Consider the following 13,858-nt stretch of genomic DNA (forward strand, 5'->3'; position numbering starts at 1 on the left):
CATATTCAACATGCGCAAATTTAGTGAAAACAACAGTTTCGCAAACTTTCTGAACGGGTATCCCGGTTTGGTAAGTTGCGATGCACCGGCAGAAGAAATCAACTACTGCCAACTATCGATAGACAGCCGGACGATTACGCCCGGTGCGCTGTATGTTTCGCTTCGCGGGGAAAATCACGACGGTCATGATTTCGCGCTGTCTGCATTGGAAAAAGGCGCATCAGCAGTGGTTGTGGAGGATGGTTGGTGGGCACTGCACCGGACAGAATATCCGGTTTTTGCCGATCATTCCACCCGGATGCCGGTAATTATCGTGCACGATTCGCTGGATTTTTTGCAGCAATTGGGCGCCTGGCATCGCCGGCAATTTGATGTGCCGGTCATCGGCATCACCGGGTCGAACGGGAAAACCACTACCCGGGAAATGATCGCCACAGTTTTGGAGCAGCGATACACGGTTTTTCGCAGTTCCGGCAATAAAAACAATCACATCGGATTACCGCTAATGTTGTTGCAACTGGATGATAATATTGATGTTGCGGTGTTGGAGTTGGGCACAAATCATCCCGGGGAAATTGCGCTACTGGCAAATTTGGCGAAACCAACGGCTGCAGTAATCACGAATATCGGCAAAGGACACATCGGATTTTTCGGCACCGAAGCAGCTGTTTATCATGAAAAAACGGCGTTGTTTGACGCGGTTTCTGCCAAACAACCGATTTTTGTGAATGTGGAAGATAAGTATTTGAAAAACTATCCGCTTAACGGGCGGAATGTGGTAACCGTTGGTTGGGATAAATCCTGTAAAATTTGGGCAACACCGGACGGGCAGGACAAGCTCGGCTGTCCCCGGTTTTTGTTGAACGGAAAACAGGCGATTCAACTGAAAATTCCCGGTCAGCACAATATTATGAATGCGCTGATGGCCGCCGCCATCGGTTTTGAATGGGGATTAACCGATCAAGAAATTGCCGATGCGTTGCAATCGTTCGTTCCCACTAACCAGCGCATGCAACTGATCGAAAAAAATGGCATCTTGATCATCAACGATGCATACAACGCCAACCCGAATTCGATGCACGCGGCGATCCGGTATTTGTCAGATTTACCCTGCGACGGGAAGCGAATTGCGGTTTTGGGCGACATGCTGGAACTTGGAGAATTCTCTGATTCAGAGCATGCACAATTGGGGAAAATGATTGCGCAAACACATGTGGATATTCTATTTACGTATGGCACTGCAGCGCGATTGATCCATGATTCCGCAGTCGAAATTGCAGGTGATTCAATTATTGCAAAATGGTGCGAAAGCCACGAGGAAATTGGTCGAGAATTAAACCAAGTCTTATCCACGGGTGATGCACTGTTGTTAAAAGGGTCTCGGGGAATGCGCATCGAGGCAGTGTTGAATTATATCAAATTTTGACGTTATTTAGTCTTCCGCGCATTGGTTCGAAAAACAGGGATGCAGTTGTTCGTGGAAAATCAGAGGGTTCAAAAGGGAAAAATTTCCGGAAAAAGGTTCCGGATCTGATGATCCACTCGCTTCAGGGGAATTGGCATGCTGGCAGATTTACTATTTGAAATGCGTGATATCGTAAGCGGTTTTAACGTGTTTCGCTATATCACCGTCCGGGCGGCATTTGCGGCAATTACGGCGTTACTGTTCAGTTTTGTGATCGGTCCGCAAATTATCAACGCGCTGCGGAATTACCAAATCGGCGAAACCATTCGCACCGATGGCCCGGCAACGCACCAGGTTAAAAAAGGCACACCCACAATGGGCGGATTGATCATTTTGGGCGCCGTTTTTCTCTCGGTTTTTTTGTGGGGAAAATTGAACAATTTTTATATCCAGATGATTTGTTTGTGCACTTTTTGGATGGGCGTTGTGGGATTTATCGATGATTATCTAAAAGTCATCAAAAAAATGAAGCGGGGGCTGATCGGACGCTATAAAATGGCGGGTCAAATAACCCTGGGGTTAATCGTGAGTTCATTTATTTATTTTAATCCGGAATTTGTAACGAGCGGCTTGAATGACAATACCAGCGTCCCGTTTTTCAAAAACTGGGAATTTGATTTTGGCATTTTATACATCCCATTGGTGATTTTTGTGATAACAGGAACGTCGAATGCTGTTAATCTAACAGATGGGTTGGACGGGCTGGCAGCCGGATTGATCGCTATTGCGATGCTGGCTTTTGCCGGAATGAGCTATGTTACGGGAAATGTTGTATTTAGCGATTATTTAAATATTGTTCACCTGCCCGGAAGCGGGGAGTTAACCGTTTATTGTATGGCAATTGTTGGTGCGGCGATGGGGTTTTTATGGTTTAATGCACATCCTGCGGAGGTTTTCATGGGAGATACCGGGTCATTAGCATTGGGAAGCACGCTCGGAGCCATCGCCGTATTGATTAAAAAAGAAATTTTGTTGGTTATTATTGGCGGCGTTTTTGTTGCAGAAACGGTAAGTGTAATTATCCAAACCAGCTATTTTAAATACACCCGGAAAAAATATGGTGAAGGGCGGCGATTTTTCAAAATGGCGCCGTTGCACCACCATTTTGAGCTGAAAGGCTGGCCGGAAACGAAAGTAGTTGTGCGGTTCTGGATTATCGGAATTTTACTGGCGCTGATGACGCTGACAACGTTTAAAATTCGCTAAAATTTTTGCGAAATTCAGACAAACATTTTTAAGAAAAAGACTAAGTAATAAGTTTGTAACCATGATATAATATTTAACTTAGGTGATTCAAAACAAACGCAGGGACTTGCGGAGGATTCATCATGAAAAAGGATTTGCAGGAAGCAAAAAATCCGGTGCAACTTTCACTTTCGGGCAAAAATATTGCCATCTTAAACGATAAAGTGGAAAGCACAGAACTGGTCGGGCAGTTATTGGAAGAAGGTGCAAAAATTTTGTTGAGCAACGAAATTCCGGAACCCAAATCTAACCCGACGCTAACGGAACTGGCCAATCGTGGTGTGATGATGGAATTTGGCGGACACAGCGATATCGTGCTGGCAGCAGAGCTCATTTTTGTCTGCAACACCGTCGAATCGGATGTTCAGGTAATTAGCAGTGCGCAAAAAATGGGTATCCCGGTACTCGGTTCCGATGAAATGGTAAAAATGTTGAACAATCAGAAAAAACAGCGGGCAGAAAAAGAGGAAACGATCGATATTTCCGAAAAATTTTTGCAGATGGAAGATGTCGCCAGTTTCGCTCCGCCCGGTTTGATAAATAAATAAAGTAACAGAAACGAGTTCAAAATTTCCAGTGCAGCCATGAAAAGAAGACAGTTGAACAAGCCATTGGTACTCGCATTTTTTGGGTTGATGTTTATCGGTATCATCATGGTTTACAGTTCGAGCCCGTTTTATGCGGAAGCGATCAGCGGTGATCATTTTTATTTTTTGAAACGGCACTTGCTCAATCTTTTTGTGGGATTAATTGCGTTGGTGACCGCGTTTAGTTTGCCGGTCAATAAAATTCGCGGTTATACGTGGATTCCGTTGGTTATCGCCGGATTTTTGTTGATGTATGCCGCAATTGCCGGAACGCGCTGGGTCAATTTTGTTATCATCAAAATTCAGGCTGTTGATATTGCGAAGCTTGCAATTATTCTGTTTTTTGCAGATTCTATCAGTCGCAAAGAAAAAATAATGTCGCAATTTAGCGAAGGTTTGTTTCCGCACTTGTTCCATTTGGCGCTATTTTCGCTATTGGTGTTGATGCAGCCGGATTTCAGCAGTGCTTCGATGTTGCTGCTGATCGGGTTGACCATCCTTTTTGTATCGCCGGTAAAGCTTTCGCACCTTGCTCTGACGGGTTTGGCGGCTGTGCCTGTGCTGATTGTTGCTGTGGTTACATCGCCATATAAAATGCGCCGGGTGATCTCATTTCTGAACCCGAATGCGGATACGCAGGGTATCGGGTATCAGGTTCACCAATCGCTGATCAGTCTGGGAAAAGGCGGCGCGAGCGGTGTCGGATTTGCCAACAGCACCCAAAAAATGTTCTTTTTGCCGGAGGCGCACACCGATTTCATTTTTTCGATCATCGGTGAAGAATGGGGATTTATCGGCACGTTGATTGTCGCGGGTCTATTTTCGGTGATTTTATATCAGGGTATCAAAATGGCATTGCATGCGCAGGATAGTTTTCACAAATACCTGATTGTTGGCATTACAGCACATTTTGTTTTTTATGGAATGATAAATATGATGGTGACATTGAGCATAATGCCGGCAACCGGTTTACCGATGCCGTTTGTGAGCTATGGCGGAACCGCACTCGTTTTGTCCTGCTTTTTTGCAGGATTGATGCTCAATATTGCCGGCGAAATTCAGCCGGTTCGTACACGGCGCGTTAAACAGCGATCGCCAAAATCAACACGTATGGCGACGCCATCATTGCGGAAGGCTTAACCAAAATGGAGCGATCGAATATTCGTGTGCTGATTGCCGGCGGCGGTACTGGCGGGCATGTTTATCCGGCGCTCGCGACTATCGAAGCTTTGAAAAAACAGGGAGTTACGCAATTTTTGTATGTGGGTGGAAAAAAAGGTATCGAAACGAAAATCGTGCCCAAATATGGTATCCCGATGGAAACTATCTGGATATCAGGAATCGCCCGCAGCTTTACCTTAAAAAATTTGCTGTTTCCGTTTAAAATGATGTCCAGTCTATTGAACAGTTGGCGAATTGTCAGCAATTTTAAGCCGCACGTTGCGATCGGTACCGGCGGATATGTGAGCGGGCCAATCCTTTTTGCTGCGGCAAAACGCGGTGTTCCGGTGCTCATTCAGGAACAGGATGTGCATCCGGGTGTCACAACCCGTTTGCTTGCGAAGTATGCCAAAACCATTTGCCTGGCTTTTCCGGCTGCTGTCGAAAAATTCAGGGAAATGGCAGAAAAATTAAAAGTAACCGGAAACCCGGTCCGGCAGGATTTGGGAAAGTTGAGTAAAAATGAAGGTCGTGACATTTGGAAACTGGCGCAAAATCGCCAAACTATTTTTATTTTTGGTGGCAGTCAGGGTGCGCGATCTATTAATATTGCCATGCAAAATCTTCTGCCGAAGCTATTGAAAACATATGATTTGCAGGTGATTTGGCAAACCGGTGAAAGTCAGTATCAATCGGTTGTGGAATCTGTCGCAATCGACCCGAAACGGGTGAAGGTTGTGCCGTATGTTCAGGATATGGATGCTGCATACGCAGCAGCAGATTTGGTAATTTGTCGTGCCGGTGCGTTAACGCTGGCAGAGCTGGCGATCGTTCAGAAACCGGCGATATTGATTCCGTATCCGTTCGCAGCGGGCGATCACCAAATTCATAATTCACGGATGATTGAAACTGCCGGTGCAGCAACGATGATCCCGGAAGGGGAGGGGTGGGAATCCCGATTACAATCGGCGATTGAAAACGCACTCAATAAACCTGAATTGTTGGCGCAGCAACAACATGCATGGCAGCCATTAGCGCGCCCAAATGCCGCACGTGATATTGCAGCCGCAGCACTTTCGCTCGTTGAAAACCGTTAATTTTGAGGATGTAGAATGGCAATTAACAACAAAAAAAGCTTGCCCGGATTGATGTATCCGACGCCTAAAATTATTTTTTGGGTGGCTGTTTTGGCAATTGCAGGCTACGGATTGTTTTTTGTTGTGAAGCAAATTGCCATTCGTAGCGGGTATTTTAAAGTCGAATTTGTAAAGTTTTCCGGCAACCGTTATTTGGATGAAAAAAATATTCAATCGTTTGCAAAAGTTGATCTGAATCAATCGATATTTGATGTAAATTTAGCATATATTACCGATAAGATGTTGGAGAATCCGTACTTACGCGGTGTAAGTGTTTCGCGGATTTTGCCTTCGTCAATTCTTATCGATGTTCAGGAACGCGAGCCAATTCTTTACCTGGCAGATCAATCTGTTTATATGGTGGATGAAACTGGGATGGTCTTACAAAAACTGCCGCGTATGCTTATGGGAAAACTCCCCATCATTACGGGGCTTTCCAAAAAAGCAATCGAAAAAGATAGCACAGCTATTCAGGCAGCTATTCAATTGGTTCGTAAAATCCGCGAAGTGGACGCTTCTCTCGTTTCATTCATTTCCGAAATTAATTTCCGCGATCAAAAAACCCCGGAGCTGGTGCTGGTTAAAGGCGCTGCTCGGGTCAAGTTAGGCACTACTGACTACTACCAACGCATTTATCTGTTAAGCGAGCTGCTCAGCAAACAACCGATTATGGATCGGTTACCTACAATCCGAACGATCGATTTAACGTTTGCCGATCGTGTTATAGTTCAAAATAAAAGTTAAGTAACAGAAGAAAAATCAAAGAGTTGAGCATCAATGGAAGGTAAAATTATTACCGGATTGGACATCGGCACAACCAAAATTTGTGCTGTAATTGTCAAAGAAGATCCCGACGGCACGTTGAATGTCGTTGGCATCGGGAGCTCGCCATCTTACGGTTTACGCAAAGGCGTGGTCGTGAATATCGATAAAACCGTTCATGCAATTGAAAAAGCGATGGAAGAAGCACAGGCAATGGCCGGTGTGGATGTGGATTCTGTTTTTGTCGGTATTGCAGGTGATCACATTCGCAGTATCAACAGCAAAGGGATGGTCGGTGTTTCCCGCGATGATCACGAAATTACCCAGGAAGATGTTGATCGTGCAATCAGTGCAGCCAAAGCGTTGGCATTGCCCATCGACCGCGAAATTATTCACGTTATTCCGCAAGAATTTATTGTGGATGACCAGGATGGAATTGCGGATCCTGTCGGGATGTCCGGTGTGCGGCTGGAAGTGGAAGTACACATTGTAACTGCGGCGGTAACTTCGGCCCAAAATATCATGCGCAGCGTGCAGCGGGCGGGTTACAACGTGCGGCAAATTGTGCTGGAACCGTTGGCATCCAGCCTCGCGGTTTTGGATGACGACGAACGGCAACTTGGCGTAACGTTGGTAGATATTGGCGGCGGCACAACGGATATTGCCATGTTTTTCGAAGGGCATATTCAGCATACGGCAGTGGTTGCGTTGGGTGGACAGCATGTCACCAACGATATCGCCGTCGGATTGCGCACACCGCCGGAACAGGCTGAAAAAATCAAAGTTCGCTACGGCACGGTTTCCCGCGCGACGATTACGGAAACGGATTCAATTAACGTTCCCGGTGTAGGCGGACGGGCGCCGCGGAGTATCTCCAAATCTGTTTTGGTGGATATCGTTGCCCCGCGAATGGAAGAAATTTTGACATTGGCTTACCAAAAAATGCAAAAATCCGAATTGCTGGATTTGATGGGCGCTGGCGCCGTAATCACCGGCGGCGCAGCATTGTTGGAAAGCTCTGCAGAAATGGCCGAATCAATTTGGGGAATGCCGGTCAGGCTTGGCATACCTAAACACCTCGGCGGTTTAACGGATTCCGTAAAAAGCCCGATTTACAGCACCGCAGTTGGGCTTTGTCTGTACGGACCAAAATATCACGATGACGAACTATTAGCCGGCACGGATGACGAACCAGGATGGGATGATGTGTTAGGCAGCTTTAAGAAAATATTCAAGCGTTTCTTTTAAGGTTCACGGAGGAGCTGAAAATATGGGTAAGGAACTTTTACGCTAAAAGGAGGCATTCATGGCCATTGAGTTTGACGAACGAGCAGAACTGAACGCCAAGTTGAAGGTGGTCGGCGTCGGCGGAGCCGGCGGAAACGCAATCAACACGATGGTTCAGGCAGGATTGGCCGGTGTGGATTTCATTTCCATTAACACCGACGGCCAATCGCTGGAACAGAACAAAGCACAGACCCGCATTCAGATCGGCAAAGAGCTGACCCAGGGTTTGGGCGCTGGTGCAAATCCGGAAATCGGACGCAAAGCGGTTGATGAAGACCGCGAAGAAGTGAAGCGCTCTATCGCCGGTGCGGATATGGTGTTTGTAACCGCAGGTATGGGCGGCGGAACCGGAACCGGTGCTGCACCGGTTGTCGCGGAAATCGCTAAAGAAATGGGTGCGCTGACTGTTGGTATCGTCAGTAAACCGTTCAATTTTGAAGGCATCAAACGACTGCAGCGGGCTGAGGCCGGCATACAGGAAATGCGCCGTCAGGTGGATACCCTGATTGTCATCCCCAACCAGCGGCTGTTTGCGGTAGTCGATAAATCCACCCCGTTGTTGGATGCGTTCAAAGTTGCAGACGAAGTGTTGCTCCACGCAACAAAAGGCATTTCCGATTTGATCACCGTTCCCGGTTTGATTAACCTGGATTTCGCCGACGTTCGCACAATTATGTCCGAAATGGGCGACGCACTGATGGGAACCGGACACGCCTCCGGCGAAAGCAAAGCGGTTCAGGCTGCCCAGCAGGCCATCTCCAGCCCGTTGCTGGAAGGCGTTTCCATTCGCGGCGCGCGCGGCGTTTTGGTGAATATCACCGGTGGAACGGATATGTCTTTGTATGAGGTAAGTGAAGCAACCTCAATTATTTACGAAGAAGCCGGCGAAGACGCAAACGTCATTTTCGGTGCTGTGATCAACGAAGAGCTCAACGATGAGATTTTTATCACTGTGATCGCAACCGGATTCAATACCGAGGAAAAAGTGGTCATCCAACCGCCGGCAACCAAAACGGATGCCAACGCTGGTACTACTTCCCGGTTACTGGATTTGCCGACGTTTATGCGTGAAAAGAAAATCCGCACCGATGAATCTGCAACGCCTGCAGCCGGAATGCGTCGTGTGGAGAACTCGGGTTCCGACGATCTGGATGATTTGGATATCCCCACATTCCTTCGTAAACAAATGGATTAATTGCTACAATATTTTCTGCTCGTCGTGCCAGTTGGCACGGTCATGAATGCCAGGAACGGCAACACATTCGCGGGGAAAAGCAATATCTTTTCCCCGTTTTGTACGTCAATGGCAACAATTCCTTTTTTCCGCTCGAAAAAGTGGTTCCGTTGATTTGGTAATCAGCCCAATAAACTGCTTGATTTACCTGACACATCATCTTATTTTTCGCGCCATGGAAACCAATTATTTAATGATATTTTGCACGGTTCCCGATACCAAATCAGCCGAATCCATCGCATCTGCGCTGGTGAGCGAACAGCTTGCCGCATGTTGTAATATTATCCAAAATGTGCGTTCCGTCTATTCATGGAAAAACGAAATTTGCGATGATACGGAGTTGCTGCTCGTTATTAAAACTACTGTTGATGCATACGATAATCTGGAAGCAAAAATAACCGAACTTCATCCGTACGAAGTCCCGGAAATTTTGGCTATTCCGATATATAGAGGGTCAAAAGATTACTTAAACTGGGTGGATAGCAATGTCAATATTGGATGAACAATTTGATGAACAAGATGACAATCTTGAGATGGAATACTGGCGGGATGATGTTGCCAAGATTCGTGATGATTCAACACACGGTTCTATTTTTCTGGCAAATATTGCGCTGGATGTTGTAGAAGAATTTGTCCAGAAGCAATTGTATCGCAACCGTACCGAGCTGATTCAGGCGCTTTCCAAATTGCGAAATGCGCTGGTGCGGGCAAAACCGCTGATGGCACTAATTTACAACCGCACATTTCATGTCCTGAAATTTATTCAGGATATCCCCAAAGAGCAAAAAGATATCGACATCATCAAACAATCCACACTGGATGAAATCGCACGGATTCGGGCACAGGGCGTAAAAAACGCAGCTAGTGTTGCTAAATTTGGCTGCCGGTTGATCCTCGAACATCACACCGTGCTCACGCATTCCTCCAGCAGTGTTGTCGAATCCATTTTGATGGCAGCCCGCAAACAGAAAAAACGCTTCCGTGTAATTTGCACGGAAAGTCGCCCGTTGAACGAAGGCGCAGCAATGGCTAAACGACTAGCGAAAGCCGGCGTAAAAGTGAAGCTGATCGCCGATGCAGACATTGCGCGTGCGGTGGAAGAAAGCAATTTTGTTCTCACCGGAACGGATCGTTTTACCGAAACACATTTTGTCAACAAAACCGGAACGTTCGCAATCGGATGTCTCGCAAAATATATGAACAAACCAATGTATATCGCCGGGGAATCGGACAAAGTATTGCTGAAACGCACCTATCCCGTGCGCTTTTTGCCCGACGAACCCAAAGAGCTGTTTTCGGACAAAGTGACCAATTTACAGGTCGATAATTTTTATTTTGAAGAATCCCCGCTTTCCTTTGCAGATAAAATTGTGCTGGAAGACGGCATTATTGAACTGAAAGAATTTATTGATCGCTACCTGTAAGTTGAATTGATCAGGCAAGGTGATGGAGCGAATATGGCGAGGGAAGATGCCCGTCTGCGAATTTTAGCGGCAGATGATGATCCGGTAATGCGCAGGCTGTTTCAAAATTATCTGGCGGACGACCAGTTTGAACTGGCGCTCGTCAGCGATGGTGAAAGCGCGATTGAGAAGGCACCGCTCTTCCAGCCCAAACTTGTTTTTCTGGATGTCATTATGCCCAATATGGACGGGCTTAGCGCGCTGGCAACGCTGCGTGAAATGAGCGGATTTCGCCAAACGCCGGTTATCATCATCACCTCCCGAACGGATACCGTAACGCTGATTCAGGCCATCGAAAACGGTGCAACCGACTTTCTCTCCAAGCCATTCACCAAAGAAAAACTCAAACACAAAATCCGGTTTTTGTTACAGCCGGAAGACGAACGACAGGAAATTGCAGGGTTATTTTTTATTGAGTCTATTGAAGAAACAGTTGAAAATATCTCCGATTTACGTCGGAAAATGTTGCTCAATATTGAATATATCTATCTGTATTTATTGAAATTAGTTGTGATGGAAAACCCTGCCGAAATCACACCCGTTGCCTGGCGATTATTAAACAGTATTTCCGCTTTAAAACTTAATCCTTTAAAAGGAAAAGTCGTGCAAATGATGGCAGCGGTAAAAACCCGTGAATGGGAAGGCGCCATAATCTACCTCGAAGAAATTTATATATACCTCAAAGATTTAGCCCGTCAGGAACAACTATCCTGATCCGGATAATTGCTAAAAAAATATTGAAATTTTGTTGGATCAGCCACTGGTTATTTCCACCCAAAACCTTATATTAGCCTGTTCTGTCCAAAACCTGTTTGACAGAAATATTTCACGAATAGGAGAATTGCGTGTGAAGGAGCTGGCAAAACGGATTTCTGTTGCGCTTTGGGGCATTCCGCTATTGTTGTATTTGACTTACGAAGGCGGGTATTTTTTCGCCCTGTTTACGCTGATTGTGAATGGTATGGCGCTCTGGGAATTTTACCGTATGTTTGAAAATCAACAGATTTTTGCTCACAAAATATTGGGCACGATATTGAGCAGTGTGTTTTTGGTTGCCACTTTTTTTTACCCGGAAATCTGGAATTTTGGTGTGATTGCAACTATTGCGCTGTTGCTTTTGGCGCATCTGCAAGTTCAGAAAGGCTTGGCGAGTACCAATACCGTTTATACAATTTCCGGATTTGTTTACATCACTTTATTGCTTTCTGCGTTGCTGAACTTGCGATTGGCATTCGCTGATTGGTCGCCGGCGTATGTGATGTCGGATGCTCACATCGGCGGTTATTTTGTGATTGTTTTTTTTGCATCGATCTGGATTTGCGATACGGCGGCATATTTTGGCGGTCGATTGATGGGCAAGCATAAACTCGCACCCAATGTCAGCCCCAATAAAACAATTGAAGGTGCGGCTTTCGGTTTCATTTTTGGGATACTCAGCTTTTGGGGATTAGCAGCGGTGTTGGTTCCGGAAATGCGGGTTGAATATGCGCTCGTCAGCGGCGCAATTGTCGGTGTTTTCGGGCAAATCGGCGATCTCATCGAATCGCGTTTTAAACGCGACGCAGGCGTGAAAGATACCTCTGCACTGTTGCCCGGACACGGCGGATTTTTCGATCGTTTTGATTCAATTATCTTCGTATCGCCCTTTTTGTGGACGCTGTTTAAATTTCAACTGCTTGGATGATCAAATGGTTGTAAATATTATGTTTACGCCCGTTGTTTTATCGCACCTGTTTCACTAATAAATACATTTAGAGGTAAATCCCGAATTAAAATTAGAATTCTCAATTTTGTTTAAAATCAACATTGCTATCGAACAAGTGTTCTAAATTAGTTGTCAGGAAATACGGAAGTTAAACGCTTTAACCAACAGGATGCTGCAAGGATGAAAACAATTTTACACACGGAAACGCTCGATTCAGCTGCTGCGAATTATCTTGCGCTTTATAAAGAATTTGTCCAGCTGCAATTGTATCAAAAAGCAGAGCAAACCTTGCTCGTTGCGCTGGAAAAGCTCACCCACCATCCCGATTTGCTCACACAACTCATCGAACATTATATGATGCTGGATATGACCGATAAAGCGATGACCATTGCCAACCGGTTGATTCGCCAATACCCCGATTTGAAAATTGCATACAGCTTGCGAGGAATGCTTCACGAAAAAAACGGTGATGAACGCCGCGCTCAAAAAGATTACGAACGCGCCGTGAATCATGTAAGTGAGGACGAAGTTTTTCTGCGGCGACTGCTCAAAATTCAAATCAAATTCGGTGAATTTGATGAGGCGCTGCAGTTAATCCGGGCATATCAGGTTGTGTTGCGCAATCCCGGTTTTATGGCGGATGTCCAGGCACTTCTTCATTTACAATTGGGTGAATCCAATCCGGCATTTTCTACGCTGCGCGGCGCGTTAATTCGCAATCCGGGCAGCAAAGATTTGCTGATGGATTATCTCAAACAATCGAATCGCAACGGTAAAAGAGCACCGGGCGAAGTCTATTATTTGCTCCAAAATTCAATCCCGAATCTCACGGATCTTACCATTGATGATCTTGCCGATCTGGAAATTGATTTTTATGAGCAGCAGGGCGATATTGACCGGGCACTGGAGTTGGTCAGCGAAAAGCTGATCGAAGAACCGGACAACTATTTCTGGCGGAAGCGCCGGGCGTTTATCAAACTGGAATCGGGGCAAATTGAGGAAAGCGTGCCGGAAATGCGCATCCTTTTTTTGCAAAACGCGGCGGATAAATCATTACGTAAAGCATTGGAAAATTACTACTTAATGATGGATCAATCCGAGCAGTGGAAAATGCTGGTGCAGCAGGCACTTCGCGAACAGGAAAACCAGTTGCCGCTGTATCATTATTTGCGGCGCATCGGTGGAAACCCGGATTGGCTGAATTTATGCCGCATGACCAATGCAGAATTCCAAACAGAAATTGAGCAACTTGAGCTGGCTACTTCGGATATTCGCGATGTGACATATCAAAAATTACCGCCCTATGCGCTGGAAATGTTTCTCTCGCATCTGGCGATTCATCACTCAATTCCCAGTCCCGAAGAATTGTGGCGGTTGATTTCAAACGAGCGTGCAAAACGTAAACAAATTCCGCCGTTCGAACTTGATGATTTGCAAGATTCCTATCCAGCCTGGCTGTTTGGCATCCACATTTATTTGATGTTCCGCCATCACACCCAACTCAACGTGGCGTTTGTGCCGTCGTTGTATCAGTCCGAGCAAATTGCCTCAATCGTTATCAATAACGAAATTGAGATAGAAATTGACCTTTCGCCCACATTGGCGACCAGTAAACGTTATCTCAAATCTGTGGTGAAAACCAAAAACGGTTTCCGTTGGCGGATGCATGAATTTGTGCCCAAAACGGATCTCAACATCAACAAAATTCCGCTGTATTCCGCACATCAATTTACTGCATTGCTGGAAGTTTTTTCAAATGATCTGGAAGAAGAATTGCCCGGATTGCTGACGAACACTGAAAAATAATCCGCTT

The 13,858-nt window shown here is 45.9% G+C and carries 13 protein-coding genes; all 13 read left to right on the forward strand.

Annotated elements, in window-relative coordinates; translation table 11 throughout:
• Window positions 1–10: 10 nt before the first annotated feature.
• The 13 genes from murF to H6629_20420 all read left to right on the forward strand — a co-directional run bounded on the left by murF (window position 11) and on the right by H6629_20420 (window position 13,851).
• Window positions 11–1,426, forward strand: a complete 1,416-nt coding sequence (gene murF / locus H6629_20360; protein ID MCB9070136.1) for a UDP-N-acetylmuramoyl-tripeptide--D-alanyl-D-alanine ligase — start codon at window positions 11–13, stop codon at window positions 1,424–1,426.
• Between the two features lie 135 nt (window positions 1,427–1,561).
• Window positions 1,562–2,671: a phospho-N-acetylmuramoyl-pentapeptide-transferase gene (locus H6629_20365; GenBank protein MCB9070137.1), complete on the forward strand. Its 1,110-nt coding sequence runs from the start codon at window positions 1,562–1,564 to the stop codon at window positions 2,669–2,671.
• A 122-nt stretch (window positions 2,672–2,793) separates the two neighbouring features.
• Window positions 2,794–3,258, forward strand: coding sequence for a hypothetical protein (locus H6629_20370; protein ID MCB9070138.1), 465 nt, complete (start codon window positions 2,794–2,796; stop codon window positions 3,256–3,258).
• Window positions 3,259–3,294: 36 nt separating this feature from the next.
• Window positions 3,295–4,437, forward strand: a complete 1,143-nt coding sequence (locus H6629_20375) for a cell division protein FtsW (protein MCB9070139.1) — start codon at window positions 3,295–3,297, stop codon at window positions 4,435–4,437.
• Between the two features lie 5 nt (window positions 4,438–4,442).
• Window positions 4,443–5,555 (forward strand): undecaprenyldiphospho-muramoylpentapeptide beta-N-acetylglucosaminyltransferase, encoded by a 1,113-nt coding sequence (gene murG, locus H6629_20380; GenBank protein MCB9070140.1) that lies wholly within the window; start codon window positions 4,443–4,445, stop codon window positions 5,553–5,555.
• 90 nt (window positions 5,556–5,645) lie between these two features.
• Window positions 5,646–6,338 (forward strand): FtsQ-type POTRA domain-containing protein, encoded by a 693-nt coding sequence (locus tag H6629_20385; GenBank protein MCB9070141.1) that lies wholly within the window; start codon window positions 5,646–5,648, stop codon window positions 6,336–6,338.
• A 33-nt stretch (window positions 6,339–6,371) separates the two neighbouring features.
• Complete coding sequence (ftsA, locus tag H6629_20390; protein ID MCB9070142.1) at window positions 6,372–7,604, forward strand: cell division protein FtsA; 1,233 nt, start codon at window positions 6,372–6,374, stop codon at window positions 7,602–7,604.
• Between the two features lie 58 nt (window positions 7,605–7,662).
• Window positions 7,663–8,838 (forward strand): cell division protein FtsZ, encoded by a 1,176-nt coding sequence (gene ftsZ / locus H6629_20395; protein ID MCB9070143.1) that lies wholly within the window; start codon window positions 7,663–7,665, stop codon window positions 8,836–8,838.
• A 214-nt stretch (window positions 8,839–9,052) separates the two neighbouring features.
• Window positions 9,053–9,379, forward strand: a complete 327-nt coding sequence (locus H6629_20400) for a divalent-cation tolerance protein CutA (GenBank protein MCB9070144.1) — start codon at window positions 9,053–9,055, stop codon at window positions 9,377–9,379.
• Complete coding sequence (locus tag H6629_20405) at window positions 9,363–10,301, forward strand: hypothetical protein (GenBank protein MCB9070145.1); 939 nt, start codon at window positions 9,363–9,365, stop codon at window positions 10,299–10,301. The genes H6629_20400 and H6629_20405 overlap by 17 nt, the downstream gene beginning before the upstream one ends.
• A 33-nt stretch (window positions 10,302–10,334) precedes the next feature.
• On the forward strand, window positions 10,335–11,054 hold the full coding sequence (locus H6629_20410) for a response regulator (protein ID MCB9070146.1): 720 nt from the start codon (window positions 10,335–10,337) through the stop codon (window positions 11,052–11,054).
• A gap of 133 nt (window positions 11,055–11,187) precedes the next feature.
• Window positions 11,188–12,024, forward strand: coding sequence for a phosphatidate cytidylyltransferase (locus H6629_20415; protein ID MCB9070147.1), 837 nt, complete (start codon window positions 11,188–11,190; stop codon window positions 12,022–12,024).
• A gap of 201 nt (window positions 12,025–12,225) precedes the next feature.
• Window positions 12,226–13,851: a tetratricopeptide repeat protein gene (locus H6629_20420; protein ID MCB9070148.1), complete on the forward strand. Its 1,626-nt coding sequence runs from the start codon at window positions 12,226–12,228 to the stop codon at window positions 13,849–13,851.
• Window positions 13,852–13,858: the final 7 nt, after the last annotated feature.

This window comes from Calditrichia bacterium (assembly GCA_020634975.1).
GTDB lineage: Bacteria > Calditrichota > Calditrichia > RBG-13-44-9 > J075 > JACKAQ01.

Coding starts and splice junctions, on each gene's coding strand:
- ftsZ (MCB9070143.1), top strand. CDS start 7,663: ATGGCCATTGAGTTTGACGAACGAGCAGAACTGAACGCCAAGTTGAAG.
- H6629_20400 (MCB9070144.1), top strand. CDS start 9,053: ATGGAAACCAATTATTTAATGATATTTTGCACGGTTCCCGATACCAAA.
- H6629_20410 (MCB9070146.1), top strand. CDS start 10,335: ATGGCGAGGGAAGATGCCCGTCTGCGAATTTTAGCGGCAGATGATGAT.
- murF (MCB9070136.1), top strand. CDS start 11: ATGCGCAAATTTAGTGAAAACAACAGTTTCGCAAACTTTCTGAACGGG.
- H6629_20420 (MCB9070148.1), top strand. CDS start 12,226: ATGAAAACAATTTTACACACGGAAACGCTCGATTCAGCTGCTGCGAAT.
- H6629_20370 (MCB9070138.1), top strand. CDS start 2,794: ATGAAAAAGGATTTGCAGGAAGCAAAAAATCCGGTGCAACTTTCACTT.
- H6629_20365 (MCB9070137.1), top strand. CDS start 1,562: ATGCTGGCAGATTTACTATTTGAAATGCGTGATATCGTAAGCGGTTTT.
- H6629_20375 (MCB9070139.1), top strand. CDS start 3,295: ATGAAAAGAAGACAGTTGAACAAGCCATTGGTACTCGCATTTTTTGGG.
- murG (MCB9070140.1), top strand. CDS start 4,443: ATGGAGCGATCGAATATTCGTGTGCTGATTGCCGGCGGCGGTACTGGC.
- H6629_20405 (MCB9070145.1), top strand. CDS start 9,363: ATGTCAATATTGGATGAACAATTTGATGAACAAGATGACAATCTTGAG.
- ftsA (MCB9070142.1), top strand. CDS start 6,372: ATGGAAGGTAAAATTATTACCGGATTGGACATCGGCACAACCAAAATT.